Below are 21,419 nucleotides of genomic sequence, written 5' to 3' on the forward strand. Positions count from 1 at the left end.
CAGACGCTTTAACACACATATACCTCATCAGAAGATCACCACAGATACAACAGAGTTTAAATACTATGAAGTTGATGTTAAAGGACATATGACTATGCACAAACTTTATCTGGATACATTTATGGATATGTGTAATGGAGAGATACTAAGCTTTGGTATTGATAAACGCCCGTCTACCAAGAATGTAATGGATGCTCTAGAAAAAGCAATAGAAGTAACATCTGATTGTCCCTATCGAAGAACCTTCCATTCGGATCAAGGATGGGCATATCAAATGAAAGCATACTCATATCGCCTTAAAGGAGAACGAATATTTCAGAGTATGTCTAGAAAGGGAAATTGTCACGATAATTCAGTGATGGAAAATTTCTTCGGACTATTAAAACAAGAAATCTATTATGGTGTAGTTTATTATAGCTATGAAGAATTGAAATCGGAAATAGAACGATATATAAAGTATTATAACGAACAACGAATAAAAGAAAAACTAGGATGGATGAGTCCTGTGCAATACAGGCTTAGCCTCTTGGCTGCATAAAAACAGCGTAGCAGCCAATAAAAACTGCTACGCTTAAAAGTCTAACTTTTTGGGGTCACATCATATATGATGTGACACCGCAGGAAGAGGTTGAAACAACAGAATAAATGTATAGAGAAAAAGGAATGACTGCATTTTTTAATTGTAGCATTTCTTTTTCTCAGCTTTTGTTTCAATAGTTATTGTATTAAAAATTATGACATGGAGGAAAGAAACATGGGAATAACGTTTAAAAGTGTTCGGCAAAACAACATCGTGGAGTTGATATTTTGGCGTTCATCTATTTTTAACAGCATTTTTGAATCCCTTCGTCTTTATTTCATTAAAAAAGAAAGTCAAAAAGTAATTCATAAAAGAAAGCTAAAGATAAGCTATATACATGCGAAACAATAATAAGTATAATATGATATGTAAATTGTTGTGGGTAAATAGAAGTTAAAAACAAGAAGAGCGCAAAAAACGGAGGTATTTTTATGAGAAAATTTAAAGCAGTGGATGCAGTTTGTATTATGGTACTTGCGGGAATTGTAGGTTTCTTTATGGGGGATTTTTTGGACAATTCAATGGGAGGAGCTATTTTATTTTCGATGGTTGCGGGATTTGCCTGCGTTGTTCATGCAATCGGTGATAGAGAAGAGTGAATGAAGAGGAAGAGTGAACGGAAAAGAAGAGAGAACGCAAAGGAAGTGTAAATGAAAAGGAAGATTAAAAATAGAATGAAAAACAAGATTACAGGGAAAATGAAAAGATTTGGCATAGTATGTATTTTAGTTATGGGGCTATTGCTTACTGGCTGTAATAATAAATTTGCAAAAGAGCAGTACGATTCAGATATTCAGATAGCAGAGGGTGGGGACCGGTATGCTAAAACAAATAGTGTATTGAATAATTATGGAAATAATGTGACATACACCGTTGGAAAATTTGATGGCAGGGAGACACTCTGGGAAGCGAATTGCAGCAGCGCGACGTGGGTAGATATAACGCTTGTGTTTACGCTGGATGAAGGAAAAGCAAAGCTGGTGCAGATTGATGAGGATGGAAATGTGTCAACGGTGGTGGAATGTACGCCGGATTCTGAAGTGAATGAACTGACTACCTATTCTATTCAGTTGAAAGAGGGAAAAAATCGACTGAAGTTCGTAGGATATGATTGTAAGAATGTGACATTTTATATGGAAATCAAAGAATCATAAAAAATTAAGTATTATTTCCTCCGTTCTGTGATATGATACTGCTGTACGAAGAAGACAGAAAAAATGCGACCTGGAGGAATGATTATGATAACATATATGAATGCGTCACGAAGAGATATGGAGAATCTGATGAGTACCCGGCTGGAGATGCTGCGGGAAGTAAATGATTTGTCAGAGGATTATACATTTCCGGATAATCTGGTCGACAGCAGCAGACTGTATTTTGAAGATGGTAATCAGACGACAATTCTGGCAATGGATGGAAGAAAAGTAGTTGGCTGTGCGTCGGTCAGCTATATTGAGGTCATGCCGACATTTGCCCATCCTACCGGAAAACGTGGACATATTATGAATGTATATACAAAGAAGGACTATCGTGGACAGGGGATTGCCCGCCATATGATGGAACTTCTGATAAATGAAGCCAAATTGCGTGGCGTGACAGAACTGATTCTGGATACAACGGAGAGTGGCAGAGCCTTGTATCATGCCTGCGGATTTACCGAATCTAAAGAATGTATGGTTTTAACAATAGAGCGGGAATAATAAAAATTTCATAGAAACCCATGCACAAGGAGGACAAGTATGAGAAAAATCTTGGTAACTGGTGGCACTGTATTTGTGAGTCGATTTATTGCAGAGCATTATGTGGCAAAAGGTGATGAGGTTTATGTGTTAAATCGAAACACCAGACTGCAGTCGGCGGCTGTAAAACTGATTCAGGCAGACCGGCATGCGATCGGTGATGCACTGCAGGGACTGCATTTTGACCTGGTAATTGATACCGCATATACCAGGGAAGATGTGGAGGACTTGCTGAATGCATTGGAAAGTTACGAAGATTATGTCCTTATAAGTTCAAGTGCCGTATATCCAGAATATGCGCCGGCACCATTTACGGAAGAAATGCAGCTTGCAGAAAATGTACACTGGGGTGCATATGGAACAAATAAAATAGCGGCTGAAGCAGCACTGATGGAGAGATATCCGAAAGCATACATTCTTAGACCGCCTTATTTATATGGACCAATGAATAATGTTTACCGGGAAGCCTTTGTATTTGACTGTGCACTGGAAAACCGGAAATTTTATCTGCCACAGGAGGGCGGCATGAAGCTGCAATTTTTTCATGTGGAGGATTTGTGCAGATTTATAGATATTCTGGTGGAAAAACAACCGGAGCAGCATATTTTCAATGTTGGAAATAAAGAAAGCATATCCATTCGTGACTGGGTAACTCTGTGCTATCAGGCGGCAGGAAAGCAGGCAGAGTTTGTGGAAGTTACAGCGGAGGAAGAGCAGCGTAATTATTTCAGCTTTTATAATTATGAATATGCACTGGACGTTGCGAAACAGCTTGCACTTATGAGTGGGACGAAGCCACTGGCGGATGGATTAAAAGAAGCTTATGACTGGTATGTGGTAAATCAGGATAAGGTAAATAAGAAACCATATCTTGCATACATAGAGGAACATCTGGTATAAAAACAGGGAATTTCTTTCGATTAGAGCTCCTGTGGTTGCAGAGAAAAGAGCAAAATAGTATAATAAACGAAATAAAAATCTGTGACAGGCGCAGATTTACAAGACACAGGATAGAACGGAGAAAAACATGAGTGTATTTCAGGTAGAATTGAAGAAGGTAGTTGATGACAGTTACGAAATCGAGATAGGCTACCAGCTTGAGAACCGGTTAATAGAAGATTTAAAAAACGGTCTGGTTGGAAAGATTAAGAAATTTGCAGTAATTACTGATAGCACTGTAAAGGAACTTTATGCAGATCACATTGTAACATTGTTGCAGGAAGCAGGTTATCAGGCAAAGGAGTTTGTCTTTGCAGCAGGAGAAACCAGTAAGACCAGAAAAACCAAAGAAGAGGTCGAAGATGCTATGCTTGAGGCTGGCTTTCGGAGAGACTGCTGCATCATTGCCGTGGGCGGCGGTGTAGTGACGGATTTGTCTGGATTTCTGGCAGGAACCTATGGCAGAGGAGTGCCATTCATTAACTATGCTACGACACTTTTGGCGGCGGCAGATGCATCTGTTGGTGGAAAAACCGCAGTAGACACACCACTGGCAACGAATCTGATTGGACTTTTTAACCAGCCGGAGAAAGTATATCTTGACATTGCAGCATGGAAAACACTGCCACAGCGACAGTTATCCAGTGGTATGGCAGAGACAATCAAGCATGCCTGTATGGCAGATAAGGAAATGTTTGAATTTCTGGAAAAACATATGGAAGATATTTTTGCGGGAGACAGAGAAGCCTGTGAATACATCGCAAAGAAGAACTGCCAGATTAAATATGCTGTGGTAATGAAGGATGAAAAAGAGCAGGGCTTAAGAGAAATCTTGAATCTAGGACATACGGTAGGACGTGCCATTGAGACAGTCAGTGACTATAGACTGCTTCATGGAGAAGCACTTTCCGTTGGAATGGTAGCGATGACAGAACTGGCACACCGACTTGGTTACATGACAGAAGAAGAAAAAACAGCAGTAAAGAATCTGTTAGAGAAAGCGAAGCTGCCGGTAGAGATTCCGGAATACATTGACCGGGAAGCCCTGGTTAAGAAATTATATACGGATAAGAAAGTCCGGGACGGAAAACTCCGTTTCGTTGTAGAGAAAGGAATCGGTGGAATCGTAGAGTTTGAGGAAGGCGTATTTGCTACACCGGTGGAAGAAGCCGTTGCAAGAGAGATTATTATGAATATGAAATAGAAAAAGATGACATTCCGGGTGGCTTATGTTATACTTGGAAAAACAAAGTGACGCAGGGAGGGTGCTTACTATGGTTATATTTATTGGAATTCTGATATTCGCCGCAATGATTGGATTTTATGCCTGTTTCGGACGCAGAATCAATGAAAATATTGGCTCTGGATTCGGAAAAGAGTACATGAAAGACAAATGGGGAATGGACGAATAATGAAAGAATGCCGGGTGGTTTACCATCCGGCATTTATATATGTCATATATATTCTTTCCTTCGGAAGGATGATACGAAATCAGACTTTCTTGATGCTGCTGCGACGTTTTGCTTTCTCCTCGTAGAGGATTGCATCAGAGTGCTTGAGAATGTCTGTTAAGTCCATCTGCGGATTACAGTAGAAGTCGTAGATGCCGACAGAGATTTCTACATAAAAAGGTTTATCGCATACGGCATTAAAAGCATCGCTCTCTGCTTTCAGATTCTTTAAAAGCTGCTCCTTGAAATCCGGTATATCGGTTAAAATAAAGGAAACAAATTCGTCACCGCCCAGTCTTGCAGTAATGGCATCCTTTGGCAGGCATTTACGCAGCCGTTCGGATACTGTGCGTAACGCAAAATCCCCGGCAAGATGGGAGAAGCAGTCGTTGATTTCCTTTAAGTGATCCAAGTCACCAAAAAGAAGATAAGCTTTTTTGCCGAAATTGGATTCAATTGCATGGGATGCCCGTTCCATAAATCCACGGCGGTTCAAAAGCTGGCTTAAATCGTCATATTCAGAGATATAACTTAAGATGCTGTTCTGCTCCTGAATGACTTTCATGGAATCCTGCAATTCTTTCTGAATCTGGCGTTCGCTGGCATTTAACTGGATAAAATGCAGGAGTGCACCAATCTGGAGGCTGCAAATCTGCATAAAGGAAATATCTTTCTGTTCCACTTCGCAAAGCAGCAGACCGAACTGTTCATCTCCGGAAAAGAGGATAAATGATGTATAGCAGTGGCTGTGTTCCTTTGGAAGAAAACTGGAAAATCCATTGGCAGTCGTTACTTTTGGACGTTTGCTCGGTTCATGGTAGACTGATTTTTCATCATGGTAATATGCTGCCAGATAGATTTCGTCCGGATACTCTGCAAGCTCATTTTCCTGATGAATGACCGGTTTGTCAAAGAAGAAAAAGAAGGAACTTTTGACATTCATCAGATGCAGCCGCTCCATGATATGTGTAATCGTTTCTTTGAAATTGGCACCGGAGTTAATCAAATCTCTTGTAAAGGAAGGTACAAACCAGGCTTTCCGGTTAGAATCCATGATTTCTTTTTCTAGCTGGAAGACATCCGCAGAATGAACGTATTGCTGGGTAAAGGATAAAATGCCGGAAAGCTGTGTCTGCAGCAGTTCTTCCTCCGAGAAGTTAATCAGTGTACGGAGTAATGAAGTAAGTTGCTCTAGGAGCATTTCTCCGGAAATATGGGGATATGCAGTAAGCTTTCTCAGATAACGAATCAGAGGCTCGTTGGAGAAGTCAGTTCCCTTCCGGATAAAGATTTCTTCATATATATTTTCAAAATATGCATGTAGAACTTCGATATAGTAATTACGATCTTTTTCGTATGAAATGGAAGAGAATAATTCCTCAGCCATAGCATCGACCTGCTGGTGTATAAAATCGTGCAGCTGCTCCATGCTGATATGACACAGTGTGGTAAAGCCGGTGTGCAGCTGGCAGCCGCAGGAGCTTCTCTGGTGAAAAATGGCTGACATCCGGCAGGATTGTGGCTTCTTTCCCTGACAGAGCATAAGCGCATTCTGTAATGCCTGGTAGCTGAACTGGAAGCTGCTGTGGGAAACACTGGTCAGTGGTGGCTCCATGGTTTTTGCGTGGTCAATGTCGTCAAAACCGGTAATGGCAATGTCATGTCCCACCAAAAGGTCTCTTGCAGCACAGACGCGGTATCCTGCCTTTGCCATATTATCATTTGCAAAAGCAATTGCCTCTAATTCCGGGTTGTGGTCTAGAATATATTCCACCTGCTCGGTGACAAGCTCTGAGTAGTTGCCATAGACGACCATATCATTCGTGACCGGAAGCTGATGTTCCGCCATAACATCGCGGTAGGCTTTCAGTCGTTCATTGGAGTCTTTGTTGTTAGCTGGTCCTGCTACAAAAGCAATCTTACGATAGCCATGGACATTCACAAGATGTTCGATACATTGCCGCATGCCGTTGTAGTTGTCAGCAATCAGGTATGGAATGTCAGAATCGTCCGGTGTGTCCTCTAACATCAGAAATGGAATATCTTTATAATGGGAAAGAAAGTCTGCCTTTACCTGGTTGCTTTTAAAAATAGAAAGAGAACCATAGGTAATAATGAGTGCATCTGGTTTGGTAAAATGCACATAATCATAAATCGTATCAAACTGATAATTATAGTCCCCGTCAAAACTGCAGGATAAAATATCTTTACAATATTGTGGCATCTGAGGTCCCATCAGAAAAATAATATTGATATCTTCTTCTCTGGCACAGGTATAGAAGCCTCGAAGTAAGTCTTCTGAGTAGCTGGACTGGGTGTCACCTAACATAATTGCAATTGTTGGTCTCTGGTTGTTCTCCATAATGTGCCTTTCTCTGGTAAAAAAAGTTGCTTCGGCATTGTAAAAGCCGTTCTTATGATTGACTTAAGTATAACATAAAACGATTAAGTAGAAAAGAAAATAAAAATATTACTGGACAAAAAATGTGATATATGCTAATATAGTTGAGCGTGTGAAAGAACTGAATAACGATGCGTGGCTCAGCTTGGTAGAGCGCTGCGTTCGGGACGCAGAGGTCGCAGGTTCAAATCCTGTCGCATCGACGAAAAAAACGAGTACACTGTTAAGTGTACTCGTTTTTTATATGAAGATTTCTACCCCAATATTGTCTGGAATCATCTTGTCATGTTATAATGAACGTAAGCAAGTCAATATATAAGCGTGATTGGCGAGCTGCAATTGTTTATCAGGAGTTGATTTTCACTTGATAAATGAAAAGGTTGGAAAATAATACAATAAAGGAGAAGACACAATATGAGTATGGAACCGGATTTTCTTACTTTGACAATCGGAAAACAGAAAAATATTGCATTGATTGCCCATGATGGAAAGAAAGCAGAACTGATCCAGTGGTGCAAAGACAATGTAGAAATTTTAAAGAAGCATTTCCTTTGTGGAACCGGAACAACGGCAAAAATGATTACAGACCAGACGGGACTGCCGGTAAAAGGCTATAACAGCGGTCCGCTGGGCGGAGACCAGCAGATTGGTGCTAAGATAGTAGAGGGAAAAGTAGACTTCGTGATTTTCTTTTCAGATCCGCTTACTGCAGCACCTCATGACCCGGATGTAAAAGCGCTGCTTCGTATTGCACAGGTATATGACATCCCGATTGCAAATAATAAGGCAACTGCAGATTTTATGATTCATTCCGAGTTGATGGATGAAGAATATAATCACAATGTGATTAATTTTAATAAGAATATCAGACAGCGGGCATCGACGATAAAGTAATGTCAGCTAAACTACGAGAAACACGCAAAGCGTGTTTCTCACATAAAAAGGAGAGGCGGTGTGAATACTCACACCGCCCCTTTTTCCTTTTAATTATCCTGGTATTATCCCTCAATGGAAATATATTTCTTTTCTTCCACAGCAGGTTTTACTTCTTTCTTCGGAACGGTCAGAGTCAGGATACCATTTTCAAAACCGCCTTTGATGTCATCCTGAGTAACGCCATCTCCGACATAGAACTACGCTGGTAAGAGCCATAGTAACGTTCTTTACGGATATATTTGCCATCTTTGTCTTTTTCGTCCTTGTTGTCCTGGTGTTTGGCATTGACGATGAGGTATCCGTCTTTCAGCTCAGCCTGGATATCTTCTTTCTTAAAACCTGGAAGTTCAAATTCCAGTTCATATCTGTCGTCAAATTCCTTAACGTCAGTGTTCATGGCAGCACGGTTGTCTGTTGCAGGAGCATTGTAAGCTCCAAATGGAAATACATCATCGAATATATCATCTACAAAGTTGTTTGAAAAAATACTTGGTACTAACATAAGTCATTCCTCCTGAAAATAATTGTTGTAATTAATAATAATGTTTTTTATTTCTGTGAGCTTCTCTGGCTTCTTCAACAGCCTCATGGTCGGCTACATTAATTTTTGCTTTTACTTTCTTCTTCTTTAATGGATGTTTTGGATTTTTATCTGACATAATAACATGCTTCCTTTCTTTTACATCATCAGATATCTGAAATACAATGTCTGAAATTATCCTTCAATTGCAATATATTTGTGGTCTTCTACTGCAGGTTTTGCTTCTTTCTTCGGAACGAAGAGTTTTAAAATACCATGTTTAAATTCGCCTTTGATATCCTCTTCGGTAATGCCATCACCCACATAAAAGCTTCGGCTGCAGGCTCCGGAATAACGTTCCTTACGGATATATCTGCCGGATTTCTTATCCTCATTTTTTTCATCCAGGCCTTTGGCAGCGCTGATGGTAAGGTAACCGTTCTCTAAGGAAGCACTTACTTCGTCTTTCTTAAATCCAGGTAAATCGATTACCAGTTCATAACCATTATCTTGTTCCTTGATATCTGTCTTCATCAGACGTGCGGCTCTACGACCGTAAAGTTTTTTCTCAGTTTTTTTCATATCCATGTTATCGTCCATCCATGGAAAATCCTCAAAGAAGTCATCAAATAAATTCTCTCCAAAAATACTAGGCATCAACATAAGTCATCTCTCCTTTTTTAATAAATCATTTTATGCTTGTTTACCTTGTTTCTTTGGAACCGGGATGTTTTAGGAACTCTTTTTTTGTTCCTCTCCTTTGTTCTGACTACGTTATAGCACCAATTATTAGCACTGTCAATAGGTGAGTACTAATAAAATTGTGAAAAATTTGTGAAAAAACACAAATTGTGCAAAAACAAAGAAAAAAACATGGAAATGCACTGTAAAAACAAATGAAATATATGGAGATATAATGCAGAAATATAGGGGGGAATAAGGGGTAGCATGATAAAAAGGAAAGAATATTGCAGGAACTATGAGACTGTGTTATGATTTCTATAACTTTGCGTCATGGAAATTATGAGTTTAGGAGAAAAAACAAAATGAAGACACAGAATGAGAAAAGAAGTACATTTTCGGGGAAGATAGGGTTTGTATTATCAGCAGCAGGCGCTTCTGTGGGACTGGGAAACATATGGAGATTCCCATATCTTGCGGCAAAGTATGGGGGAGGAATCTTTCTGCTGATTTATATTATACTTGCATTGACTTTTGGATATACAATGATTATGGCGGAGACTTCTATCGGAAGAATGACGAAGAAGAGCCCGGTGGGAGCATATCATACCTTTGGAAAATCCCGCTGGCTCTCTTTCGGTGGCTGGATAAATGCGATTATTCCGGTTTTAATCGTGCCATATTATTCTGTAATTGGCGGCTGGGTAATGAAATATCTGGTGGAATATATCAGGGGAAATGGCAGTAAACTTGCATCGGATGGATATTTTTCCGATTTCATTTCCAGCGGGCTTTCCACAGAAATCTGCTTTGCTTTTTTTGCGGTATTTACGCTGGGGATTATCTTTGCCGGCGTCCGGAATGGTATTGAGCGGGTATCCAGATTTATGATGCCGGTGCTGGTTGTTCTTTCTATATTAATAACGGTTTATTCCGTAAGCAGACCGGGAGCATTAAAAGGAGTTAAATATTTTCTGATTCCAAATTTTGAAAATTTTTCCTGGATGACGGTAGTAACAGCCATGGGACAGATGTTTTATTCCCTGTCCATTGCCATGGGAATTCTCATTACTTTTGGTTCTTATATGAAGAAGGAAGTTTCTATTGAGGAGTCCACGAAGAACGTGGAAATCTTCGATACAGCGATTGCCATGATGGCAGGCTGATGATTATTCCGGCAGTCTTTGCATTTTCCGGTGGAAATCCGGAAACACTGCAGGCGGGGCCATCATTGATGTTTATTACGATTCCAAAAGTATTTGACAGCATGGGACTTGGAACCGGAGTCGGAATTTTGTTTTTTGTACTGGTGCTGTTTGCAGCAATAACAAGTTCTATTGCATTAACGGAAAGTGCAGTATCGACTTTTGAAGATGAACTGGGCTGGGAAAGACGGAAAGCAACGGTAATTGTCGGTATTGTAATGCTTCTTTTGGGAAGTCTTTCTACACTGGGATATGGACCATTGGCGAATGTAAAAATTATCGGAATGCAGATTCTTGATTTCTTTGATTTCCTGACGAACTCCGTGATGATGCCGATTGCAGCTATTGCAACCTGCCTTCTGGTATCAAGAGTGGTGGGAGTGCAGCGGATTGAAGAAGAAGTAACCCGGGGCGGCAACCCGTTCCGCAGGAAAAAGATATTTACGGTGATGATAAAATACCTTTGTCCGATCTTTGCAGCGATTATTTTAATCAGTTCCATAGCAAATGCTTTTGGATGGATTCAGATGTAATGAATGACAAATTAAGAAAATACAGAAATGCAACTACGAGAAACACGCTTTGCGAGTTTCTCGAGTTATCGCGGTGCTCGTCAAATCTGCATGCAAGCATGCGATTTTTCTCGCTACTCGCGTAATCAAAAAGAGCGTTCTTTCCTAATTAGGAAAGACGCTCTTTTTGGACAGAACCATATTATGAATTTGCCATATTCTTAACGGCATTCAATGCCTTCTGGACTGGTGGCAGACAGATAATGATTAATGTAATAAGTGCTTCTGCACCAAGGTATGCACCGTTGTAAGCAAGAGAGTATACCACTGCATTCGGGAATTCTTCCGGAGCATACATGCCGAAGAAAATCCAGCCGGAAAGGAATGCGAAGAAGTATCGGCCTAATACACCAGCGATATAACCTTTGATAAGTCCATGTTTGGATTTGCTGAAAAGTCCGGAAAGTCCTAATGCACCAAAGGCGAAGAGGTAGTCCACTAACATCTGTGGAACACTGATGATGTAAGGGTCAACGACTAACTGCAGAATTCCGTAAGCAAAAGCTGCGGTTAAGCCGGCACCCAGACCGTACCAGTAACCAATCAGAACGATGAATAACATGCTCAGTAAAGTAACGGAACCGCCCATTGGCATATCGAAAAGTTTAATCATGGAAGTTACCATGGCAAGGGCAATTGCCATAGCTGAAAATGCAAGCTGCTTTGCACTGAATTTCTTCTTTCCACCGAAGATAGCACAGCCAATCAGAAGAATGGCAATCATGATGATAACGAGGGCTGTAAAACCTGCGGTGGTAAGCTGGTAAGATGAGCCGTCGTATGTTGCAAAAATTGACATAAAAAATCCTCCTTAAAGATGATACTCTGCCAGGAGGTTGAACTATGTGCTTCCTTACGCCGGTATTATCCGGTTCAAGTAATAAGGGTCAACGCAGATACGTTTCTCAGCCAAAGGCGCCCCTAGCAAAGCGATGTTTTGTTTTCAGTTTGTAATGGTAACAGTGGTAGTATAAAATGTCAAGTGTTAATTTTCTGAAAAAGATTTTCTAAAAAATGAAAAAATCCGCTGGAAAATATAAAGAAAAAGTAACTTCCGGTCGATAAAAGGTTTAGAAGTGTCTTTTTCTGCGCTTTTTTAGAAAAAAGGGTTACTCTTGAATCTGAAAAGCAAAAGGAATATAGTAAAGATAAAAAGATGAGGAAACAACAAGCAACAAGGAGAGGTTCTATGCGTAAGTACAAGGATGTTGGAAAAAGAATACTGGTATTAGTTTTAAGTGTTTGTATGATTGCAGGCGTTCTTCCGGCAATACCGGCAGAGGCGGCGGATGCATTTCCAAGCAATGGAAGCATTACATTAGGAGCAGATGCAAATGGAGCGACTGCAACGGGAAATGATACTTATACCTATACCGGACAGGAGGTCAAACCGGCGGTTGCAGTTCAGATTGACGGAGTGACATTAAAGGAAAAAGAGGATTATTCCGTTTATTACCGTAATAATACCAGCGCAGGAACAGCATATATTGATATCGTTGGTATCGGAGACAGCCACAGATGGCAGACCACCAAGAGCTTTACGATTGCACAGCAGAAGTTAAGCTATATCGGTGTTAATTATAAAGGAGTGGAAGGAACCGGTGAAGACGGATATGTTTATTATACCGGAGGTGATGTATTGCCGACGATTACCGGTGTGTATGGTATTGTAAGCGGTACATCTACCATGGTGAACCTTTCTTCTGATGATTACAACGTAGAATATACTGCAGGAAGCAATACTTCTGTTGGAACACATTCCTTTAAGATTGTATTAAAGAGCAGCAGTAACTATACATTTTCCGGAACAATTGCAGAAAACCGTTACAATATTTATTATAATATTGGGGCAGATTCTGTAACTGTTTCAAATGGACTGAGTGATTCTACTTATACAGGAACTGCGCAGAAACCGGAATTTACACTGGTTGACAGCCAGAACTCCGCAGGAATCCAGTCGTCTGACTATACTACCAGCTGGGCAGACAATACGAATGCCGGAACAGCGAAGATGACAGTAACAGCGAATTCTTCTTCTCTGTACCGGGGCAGCAAGACCTTTAATTTCCTGATTGGCAAGGCAGATTTAAGTGCAGCAGGCATCAGTGTTTCCTTAAAGAGTGATAAATATTATTATGTAAAGAATAGTAAACCGGATATGACCAATGAGGTAGTAGTGAAGTTGAATGGCGTGGAGATTCCTGCCGGCAACTACAACGTGGCATACCGAAATGAAACTACTGCAGGACAGACCGGAACCAATAACCTGATTATTACCGGAACCGGCAACTTAACCGGAAACGCATTTATCAACTTTGAGATCTATGACAAGCTTGGTAAAGCAGTATTGGATAAAAATGAACTGGAATACAATGGCAAGAAAAATGTGCCAAACATTACCGTCTCCAATACATCCGGTGATGTTATCAGTGATTCCAGATATAAGATTACTTATTATAAAGATGCGGAGTATACCAAGACTGTATCTGAACCGACTTCTATTGGAAGATATTATGTGAAGGTAACCGGACTGGATTACTACGAAGGAGACCTTGGAACCAAGGCAGAGCCGATTTATTTTGATATTGTAGCAAAATCTTTAGATAAATGTACCTTTAAACTGGCAATCAACGGAACAGAAGCAGGTGTCATTAATAAAGATACCAGTTATTCCAGCTTCTTTGACGGCAAGAGCAAAGTATTATCCCTGACAGCAACCGATGATGAGGGGAATGCTTTGAAAAAAGGAACGGATTTTGACTATGCTGTTTATCGTGATCCGGAATGTACTGAACCGGCAGACGATAAGGAAGACACTACGGGCATACAGGAACTGATTCATGCAGCAACCTATTATCTTAAGATAACTGGTCTGGATGGCAGTAACTATGCCGGAGGCGAAAGAGTATATACTTATATGATTAAGCCAAAGAACATCAGCCCGACAGATATTGTAATTACAGACCAGACTTATACCGGTAGTGCTGTTGTGCCGGATCCTGCAAATATTACCGTTTATTATACCGAAGGTAGTAAAAATGTCACATTGGACAGCCAGTATGTAGAAGTGGTTTCCTGTGAAGATAATATCGAAATTGGAACCAACAATGCAAAGGCTTATATCAGACTGACTGGAGATTATGCACTGGCAGAAGGTGGCGTGAACCGTGGAACCTTCAGTATTGTGCCAAGAAAGTTAAATGAATGCGAGTGTAATATCGTTGCAGGTTCTGCAAACTATGATCCGACACAGGTTACCTTTGAATACAATGGCAGCATGCAGGTACCGGCAATCCGTATTACTGATAATAACGGCGCCAAAGGCCTGGTACAGGGCGAAGACTTTAAGGTTACTTATTTTACGGATTCTGCATACAAGAAGGTCATTGCAGAGCCGGTGGACGCAGGTACTTATTATGTATTAATCAGCGGTCTTGGAACTTATGCTAATTTAGGCGGAAGTATCCGTACTTCTTATAAAATCACACCAAAGAACATGAGCACGCTGACCGTAACTGCAAGCAACTGCGGTTATACCGGAGAAGCAGTGGAGCCGGGTATCAGTGTATCTGATGGAAACCGTGTACTGGTTGCAGGCGTGGATTATGAAGTTGAAGGATATTATGACGATGAATTATGTAAACAGGTTTCAGAACATAAGAATTCCGGAAAAGTATATGTCAGAATCAAAGCAGTAGACGGTAAGAATTATACCGGAACCGCAACAACCACATTCTTTATTGGAGCAAATATTGCGACCGTTGTGCCGGCATTTAATATTTCCGGTGGAACCTATAACCGCAATTCCCATAAGGATGAAATGATTCAGGCAATTGAGACAAAAATGATGGATGCAATTCCGGATCCGTCGTCCTATAGCATTTCCTTCTATAGTGATGCAGCACATAAGAATGTTGTAAGCTCTGAGACAAATGAGGCATTTATCAATGCGGGGACGATTTACTTCGTAGTATCCGGCAAGGGTCAGTATTATGGAGATATTTCCGGATATGCAGTCATTGCAAAGAAAGATATATCTGAACTGAATGCAAGAGTAAATGGAACTTATACATATAATGGAATTGAGCAGAAAGTTGTAATTTCTACTACCGCAGACGGAGATGGTGTTGTATTACAGTACCCTACCACCAATGGCTATATTCTGACCGATAAGGAATACAGTATTGAAAGCAGTGAAAATGCAATCAATGCGGGAATTGCAACTCTGACCTTAAAGGCGGCAGAAAACAGCAACTATACAGGAACAACAACCGTAAGCTATACCATTAATCAGAAGGATATCAACGAATTAAGCAAACTCCGGGTAGATGTAAATAGTCCGGTTTATGCCAATAAAGTACTGACTCCTTCCGTAAAAGTAAGCTATGGAGATTCTTCCAGCATATTATCTACAAATAAGGATTATCAGTTTGAGGTATATTCTGATGCAGATTTCCAGAATGTTGCAACAGCAGCCGAGAAGACCAATGCAGGAACAACTTATGTAAGAATCCAGGGTATCGGAAATTACACCGGTGTGCTGGAAAGTGCAGATTATACTGCAGATAAGATTGCAGGCTCTAATCAGTTTATTATTCAGCGGAAGAGTATTGATGGTGTAGGCGTATCTTTACAGGGAATGAGTTACATTTTTAAAAAGAATATTCCGGATTTCACAGTAACACAGAGTTTTCCGAATGAGTCCGGAATTGGAGAATATTCATATACACTGCAGCCTGGCGTAGATTATACCTATACTCCGACCCAGGTAGATAAATTTAAAGTAGGACAGCAGGATATTACCATTGAAGGAACCGGTAACTTTAAGGGAACCAAGAATAGTTACTTCTACTATGATGGAGATATGAATAATTCTGCTGACCAGATTGAAGTGAAGTTAAGCTATGATACCATTGAGTATGATAAGGCACAGGCAGCATCCGGCGGAATGAAACCTACCGTTACCGTGTATGTAAAAGGCAGCGATACCCAGGAACGTCTGATAGAGGGAACACATTACAGCGTGTCTTATAGAAATAATACTGTTCCAGGGCAGGCCAGTGTACTCATTACCGGAATTGAGAAGAATCACTGGGTAGGCAGCTATGTTGCGAATTTTGCAATTACCGGTAAAATTGAAGATGCTGAGATTACGATTCCGGCACAGAAATATATTGGAAGCGAATACAATACAACCACACAGCCAATTGAAAATATGACTGTAGTATGTGATGGCAAGACTTTGGCACTTGGAACAGACTACAACATTAAGAGCATTGTAAATGGTAAATCTGTTTCACTGACTGACCCGACCGTAACGATTGAGGGAACCGGAACTTATTTCAGTGGTGAAAAATCAGCGAAGTTTGCGATTAAATACGATCTGGGCAGTGATGATTTAAGCATTGACTTAGGTGGAGATGTATTCTCCTATACCGGACAGGAAATCAGACCGGTTCCGGTTGTGAAATATGCATTAACCGGTTCTACCTTTGATACCTTGGAAGAAGGAAAAGATTATACGGTAACTTATCGTAAGAATACTGCAGTTGCGGCAGCAAATGGCGAGAACGGACCATGTGTAGTCATTCAGGCAACAGCAAACGGTAAACTGATGGGAACCACCAAGGCGAAAGCATTTACCATTGATTCCATCCATATGGAAGATTATGAGATTACCGGAATTGCGGACAGCTATGTTTATACCGGTAAGCTGATTAAACCGGATTCTCTGGTCATTAAGAAGATTGGCGGTTCAGAAGTAATTGACCCGGCAAACTATAGCGTATATTACCAGACGGATGCAGATAATCCATCCAGTGCACCGGCAGGTGCAACCGAAACCATTACTGTAATCGGTAAGGGCAATTACAAGGGAACACTGACTAAGACCTTTACTATTACAAAACGTGATTTGTCTACGGTAAGCAAGACAATTGATGACGTAACCTACAATGGTGAGGCACAGGAGCCTGAAATTAAATTAACATTTAATGATGAAAATAACAAAGAACAGACCCTTACGTTAGACACAGATTATGTAGTGGATGAGTATCGCAATAATATCAATGCAGCGAACGCCGGCGGGGCAAATGCACCATATGCAGCAATCCACGGTGTGGCAAGCTGTACCGGAACTGCAACGGTAGAGTTTAACATTTTAAAGAAAAATGTTGAGGATTTAGTATACTCTAAAATAGAAGATCCACAGTATGTACCGTTAAAAACCAAGTATGAACCGGAATTAAATGTTTACATGACATCCACCAGTGCAGAACCGCTGGTTCGCAATGTAGATTATACGGCAGCTTACTTTAACAATGAAGCTGTAAAAGATGCAAATGGAACTTCCGGACCGTTTGTTCAGATTACTCCGAAGGATACCACCAACTATACCGGAAGCAAGACAATTCCGTTCTCTATTCTGGCAAGGGATCTTTCTTCTGAAAATATCAGTGCGGCGTTATCCGATGCTTCTGATACAGGATTTGACCCGGCAAACCGGAACTATCCTTATATTCAGGGGATTACTTATACACCGAATATCAGCCTGAAAGATAATTCGGAAAATGGAATTGTAGCACTGGTAAATGGAACAGACTTTACTTATGAATATTCTACCAATAACAGTCAGGTGGGAACCGCATGGATTAAAGTAACCGGACAGGGTAACTACAGTGGAACACGAATTGAGAAGTTTACCATCGGTACCTTACTTTCCAATGATACTTTAACGGTAACCGGAATTTCCGATACTGTATATAACGGTCTTGATACCAAGCCGAAGAACATTCAGGTGAAGTTCAATAAGACCGGAAGCTATCTGACAGAAAACGAAGATTACATCGTAAAATACTATATTGATAAAGATTGTACGACGGAAGCAAGTGCCATTGACCTGATTCATGCTGGAACAGTATATGTTGGAATCGTTGGTACGGAAAATGACCAGACCGGATATGTAGGAACAGCAGTATATCCATATCAGATTGCAAGAAAGTCACTTACTTCTGCAGATATTGAGATTACCGGAACCGATAACGTAGATTATACCGGAAGCGAGATTAAACCGGTACTTACTTTAAAAGATACTTCTACCGGATTAACCATTGATTCTTCCCAGTATGAAGTAACTTATGAGAACAACACTGCAATCGGAACCGCAAGTGCAACGGTAACTGCAACCGAAAGCGGTAACTACAAAGACAGCATTACGGTATACTATAAGATTACCAAGCATGATATTGGAAATGCTGTGGCAGAAGCAATCCCAGATCAGAAGTATACCGGCAATTACATCCGCCCGGCACTGACGATTTATGACAATGGAAAGCTTTTGGTAGAAGGGAAGGATTATCAGGTTGTCAATGGCAACAACTTAAGAGCCGGAGAGTCATGGGTAGTAATTAAAGGACTTGGCAACTATGATGAGACCAAGCGCGTTTACTTCAATATTGTGGCAAGCCTTGAGGATGCAATTATTGACAGTGTTCCGGAACAGCTTTATACCGGAAGCCCGATATGTCCGCCTATCCATGTGGCATGTGGTGGCAATACCTTAACGCTGAATGAAGATTATGAAACAACGTATGCAAATAATGAGCTGGCAGGCGATGCATCCATTACTGTGCGTCCGCTGACCCAGTATTATACCGGAACAATTGTTAAGAAATTCAAAATCAGCAACAGTTTATCCAAAGCAACAGTTACCGGAATCCCTGCTTCAGAGCAGTATACCGGACAGACTTATAAGCCGGTTCCGGTCGTTAAGATGGGAAGCAAGGTATTAACAGAAGATGTTGATTATACGGTAAGCTACAGTAACAATAGAAATGTGGGAACTGCCAGGGTAATCATTTCCGGTATGGGAGTATATTCTGGTGAGAAAGTTGTAACGTTTGCAATTAAAGAAAAGAGCATTGACAACTGTACGGTTCTTACGGTTGCATCCTTAAATTACAATGGAAATCTACAGACACCACCAGTTGTTGTAAAGGATGGCAGAAAGAAGTTAGAGGAAAATGTAGACTATAAACTATCTTATCGTAATAATATGGCAGTTGGAACAGCATATGTAACGATTACTGGTATAGGTGACTATAAGGGTGCCGTTACAACAACTTTTGAAATTGTACGCCCACAGATATCCTTTAATGTATTAATTCAGAATAAAGATATCGTGACAGGAACGTTTGACATTTTGATTGACCAAGTGCCAAGTTTTGTGACATCCATTATAACTCCGGTATGGACAAAAGCAGATCAGTCAGATATAGCATGGTATGAAGCTACTAGAGTTGATGGAGATACATTTATCGTACATGTAGATATTCGAAATCATAATGCTAATAGGGGTATCTATTATGCGCAAATTTATGTAAATGGTGGAGGATATGACATGCAGTATGCAGCCATTACAGAAACCAAGTTTGGAAATCCTCATCATAAATTTTATAATTACGATTATTATTATAGACGAAGTATAGCAGTAAAACAAAAATTTGGATATGCTGGAAATAAGAGTACAACTCATGGTAGTGCATTGCCTAAATTACAGAGTATAAATGAAGCAGGTGTCTTGGGTGGGAATGAAGCAAGCATATATAATTGGGATTTAGAAAATAAATTGGAAAGTTCTAGTATGCATTCGGAAAGTAAGTGTATATACAAGGATTATACTGATAAATCTGAAAAAGAAGATTTGCGAGTGTATTACAATTACTACATGGGCTGTGCAGATTGGAAAGAATAAAAAATATTGTGAGAATAATATAAATCAAGGGATGGAATAGTTTTATTCCGTCTCTTGATTTTTCGACTTTATAAGGCGAAAGATGGCTATGTATTGCCTGATGACTATAAGTATGTAAAAAAATACAATAAATACGCATAAAACCAGGGCTTAACAATTGTAATCCAAAAATAAATCTCTTATACTAAAAACGTAAAATAAGCGTTGAAATTGTATTGATTCAGAAAAACAAGAGGAACGAAGAAATGGCAGCAGATACCAGAGTGGCTGTAATCGGTATTGTAATAGAAAAGGACGAATCCGTCGGAGTATTAAATGAAATTTTACATGAATATGCAGCTTATATTATCGGAAGAATGGGAATTCCATACCGGGAGAGAGGCATAAATATCGTAAGTATAGCAATCGATGCGCCGCAGGATACCATCAGTGCACTGACCGGTAAGATCGGAAAATTACCGGGAATCAGTGTAAAAACAGCATATTCCAGTGTGGTGACCAGACATGAAGAATAGAGGGAAAGAATTATTTGATAAGCTGTATGAGGATACACGGCTTACAGAGACAGAATATAAAGAATTATTAGAACTGCATACCGATAAAGAAATTGCAGAGTACGGCTTTGAACTGGCGAGAAAAAGACAGAAAGAGACCTTTGGAAATGAAGTCTATACCAGAGGACTGATTGAAATATCCAATTACTGTAAGAATGACTGCATCTATTGCGGCATCCGAAGAAGCAATCAGAATGCAGAACGTTACCGCCTGAGTGACGAAGAAATCCTATCCTGCTGTGAAAATGGTTATGCATTAGGGTTTCGTACCTTTGTCCTGCAGGGTGGCGAAGACGGCTACTACACAGATGATTTACTGGAAGATTTACTTCATAAGATAAAAGCTGCTTACCCGGACTGTGCCATTACACTGTCCTTGGGAGAGCGGAGCCGGGAAAGCTATGAAAGACTTTACACGGCAGGAGCAGACCGCTATTTATTGCGTCATGAGACCGCGAATGAAGCCCATTATGGGAAGCTCCATCCGGCAGAAATGTCTCTTAAAAACCGCAAGCAGTGCCTGTATACTTTAAAGGAAATCGGTTATCAGGTGGGGTGTGGCATTATGGTAGGTTCTCCTTATCAGACCATAGATAATCTGGTGGAAGACCTTGCTTTTATGAAAGCATTCAATCCGCATATGGTAGGAATCGGCCCGTTTATTCCACAAAAGGATACGCCGTTTGGAGAGATGGAACCGGGAAGTCTTGAAATGACGCTGTTTTTACTGGCAGTTATCCGCCTGATGCTGCCGAAGGTATTGCTTCCGGCAACTACAGCATTGGGAACTATCCATTCAAGGGGCAGGGAGCTTGGCATTTTAGCAGGAGGAAATGTGGTAATGCCGAATCTGTCACCGGTAAAGGTGCGGAAGAAGTATGCCCTTTACGATAATAAAATCTGTACCGGGGAAGAGGCAGCGGAATGCCGTGGATGTCTTGGCAACCGTATGGAATCCATTGGATATAAACTGGTGGTCTCAAGAGGAGATTCACCATTTATATAAATAAAGGAAATACAAGAGGTATTTCTTAAATCACCATATAATAACCAACGGGAAAGAGCTTCTGACCCGGAAGAAAGGAAACA

The 21,419-nt window shown here is 40.5% G+C and carries 15 protein-coding genes, 1 tRNA gene, 2 pseudogenes and 1 riboswitch; of the genes and pseudogenes, 13 read left to right on the forward strand and 5 right to left on the reverse strand.

Annotation, left to right across the window (positions count from 1 at the left end; translation table 11 throughout):
• The 7 genes from DW059_RS07220 to DW059_RS15900 form a co-directional block, all read left to right on the forward strand.
• Positions 1–538 (forward strand): IS3 family transposase (locus DW059_RS07220; RefSeq protein WP_117698321.1); only part of this gene is annotated, 538 nt, incomplete at its 5' end.
• 473 nt (positions 539–1,011) lie between these two features.
• Positions 1,012–1,179, forward strand: a complete 168-nt coding sequence (locus DW059_RS15895) for a hypothetical protein (RefSeq protein ID WP_156454672.1) — start codon at positions 1,012–1,014, stop codon at positions 1,177–1,179.
• Positions 1,180–1,254: 75 nt separating this feature from the next.
• Positions 1,255–1,734, forward strand: a complete 480-nt coding sequence (locus tag DW059_RS07225) for a hypothetical protein (RefSeq protein WP_147326032.1) — start codon at positions 1,255–1,257, stop codon at positions 1,732–1,734.
• An 84-nt stretch (positions 1,735–1,818) separates the two neighbouring features.
• Positions 1,819–2,280, forward strand: a complete 462-nt coding sequence (locus tag DW059_RS07230) for a GNAT family N-acetyltransferase (protein ID WP_117698322.1) — start codon at positions 1,819–1,821, stop codon at positions 2,278–2,280.
• Between the two features lie 39 nt (positions 2,281–2,319).
• The gene (locus tag DW059_RS07235) at positions 2,320–3,219 is read left to right on the forward strand and encodes an NAD-dependent epimerase/dehydratase family protein (protein WP_117698323.1); all 900 of its coding nucleotides are present in this window, start codon (positions 2,320–2,322) and stop codon (positions 3,217–3,219) included.
• 127 nt (positions 3,220–3,346) lie between these two features.
• Positions 3,347–4,462: a 3-dehydroquinate synthase gene (gene aroB, locus DW059_RS07240; RefSeq protein ID WP_117698324.1), complete on the forward strand. Its 1,116-nt coding sequence runs from the start codon at positions 3,347–3,349 to the stop codon at positions 4,460–4,462.
• Between the two features lie 70 nt (positions 4,463–4,532).
• Positions 4,533–4,670, forward strand: coding sequence for a hypothetical protein (locus DW059_RS15900; RefSeq protein ID WP_156454671.1), 138 nt, complete (start codon positions 4,533–4,535; stop codon positions 4,668–4,670).
• A gap of 79 nt (positions 4,671–4,749) precedes the next feature.
• Here the strand turns inward: DW059_RS15900 and DW059_RS07245 are convergent, their stop codons facing one another.
• Positions 4,750–7,071, reverse strand: coding sequence for a diguanylate cyclase domain-containing protein (locus tag DW059_RS07245; protein ID WP_117698325.1), 2,322 nt, complete (start codon positions 7,069–7,071; stop codon positions 4,750–4,752).
• 168 nt (positions 7,072–7,239) lie between these two features.
• Here DW059_RS07245 and DW059_RS07250 point away from each other — a divergent pair.
• Positions 7,240–7,313: transfer RNA gene (locus DW059_RS07250), tRNA-Pro, on the forward strand.
• 217 nt (positions 7,314–7,530) lie between these two features.
• Positions 7,531–8,004 carry a methylglyoxal synthase gene (locus DW059_RS07255; RefSeq protein ID WP_117698371.1) on the forward strand — a complete coding sequence of 158 codons (474 nt, stop codon included), beginning with the start codon at positions 7,531–7,533 and terminating at the stop codon, positions 8,002–8,004.
• 104 nt (positions 8,005–8,108) lie between these two features.
• On the opposite strand, the pseudogene DW059_RS07260 reads toward DW059_RS07255, so the two are convergent.
• The 3 genes and pseudogenes from DW059_RS07260 to DW059_RS07265 form a co-directional block, all read right to left on the reverse strand.
• Positions 8,109–8,548 (reverse strand): annotated as a pseudogene (locus DW059_RS07260) (Hsp20/alpha crystallin family protein).
• 31 nt (positions 8,549–8,579) lie between these two features.
• Complete coding sequence (locus tag DW059_RS16735; RefSeq protein ID WP_255415056.1) at positions 8,580–8,705, reverse strand: hypothetical protein; 126 nt, start codon at positions 8,703–8,705, stop codon at positions 8,580–8,582.
• A 56-nt stretch (positions 8,706–8,761) separates the two neighbouring features.
• Entirely contained in the window at positions 8,762–9,229 is a 468-nt protein-coding gene (locus DW059_RS07265; protein ID WP_117698326.1) for an Hsp20/alpha crystallin family protein, read from the reverse strand.
• 383 nt (positions 9,230–9,612) lie between these two features.
• Between DW059_RS07265 and DW059_RS17585 the strand changes: the two are divergent.
• Positions 9,613–10,985, forward strand: a pseudogene (locus DW059_RS17585) (sodium-dependent transporter).
• 181 nt (positions 10,986–11,166) lie between these two features.
• On the opposite strand, the gene thiT reads toward DW059_RS17585, so the two are convergent.
• On the reverse strand, positions 11,167–11,823 hold the full coding sequence (thiT, locus tag DW059_RS07275) for an energy-coupled thiamine transporter ThiT (RefSeq protein ID WP_117698327.1): 657 nt from the start codon (positions 11,821–11,823) through the stop codon (positions 11,167–11,169).
• A 34-nt stretch (positions 11,824–11,857) separates the two neighbouring features.
• Positions 11,858–11,957: riboswitch (TPP riboswitch) on the reverse strand.
• Positions 11,958–12,213: 256 nt separating this feature from the next.
• Here thiT and DW059_RS07280 point away from each other — a divergent pair.
• The 3 genes from DW059_RS07280 to hydE all read left to right on the forward strand — a co-directional run bounded on the left by DW059_RS07280 (position 12,214) and on the right by hydE (position 21,336).
• Entirely contained in the window at positions 12,214–19,776 is a 7,563-nt protein-coding gene (locus DW059_RS07280; RefSeq protein WP_158552078.1) for a GBS Bsp-like repeat-containing protein, read from the forward strand.
• A gap of 245 nt (positions 19,777–20,021) precedes the next feature.
• On the forward strand, positions 20,022–20,291 hold the full coding sequence (locus DW059_RS07285; protein WP_117698329.1) for a TM1266 family iron-only hydrogenase system putative regulator: 270 nt from the start codon (positions 20,022–20,024) through the stop codon (positions 20,289–20,291).
• Positions 20,281–21,336: a [FeFe] hydrogenase H-cluster radical SAM maturase HydE gene (gene hydE, locus DW059_RS07290; protein WP_117698330.1), complete on the forward strand. Its 1,056-nt coding sequence runs from the start codon at positions 20,281–20,283 to the stop codon at positions 21,334–21,336. The genes DW059_RS07285 and hydE overlap by 11 nt, the downstream gene beginning before the upstream one ends.
• The last annotated feature ends 83 nt before the right edge of the window (positions 21,337–21,419 follow it).

It is taken from the genome of Roseburia sp. AF42-8 (assembly GCF_003435965.1).
Classification (GTDB): Bacteria; Bacillota; Clostridia; order Lachnospirales; family Lachnospiraceae; genus Roseburia_C; species Roseburia_C amylophila.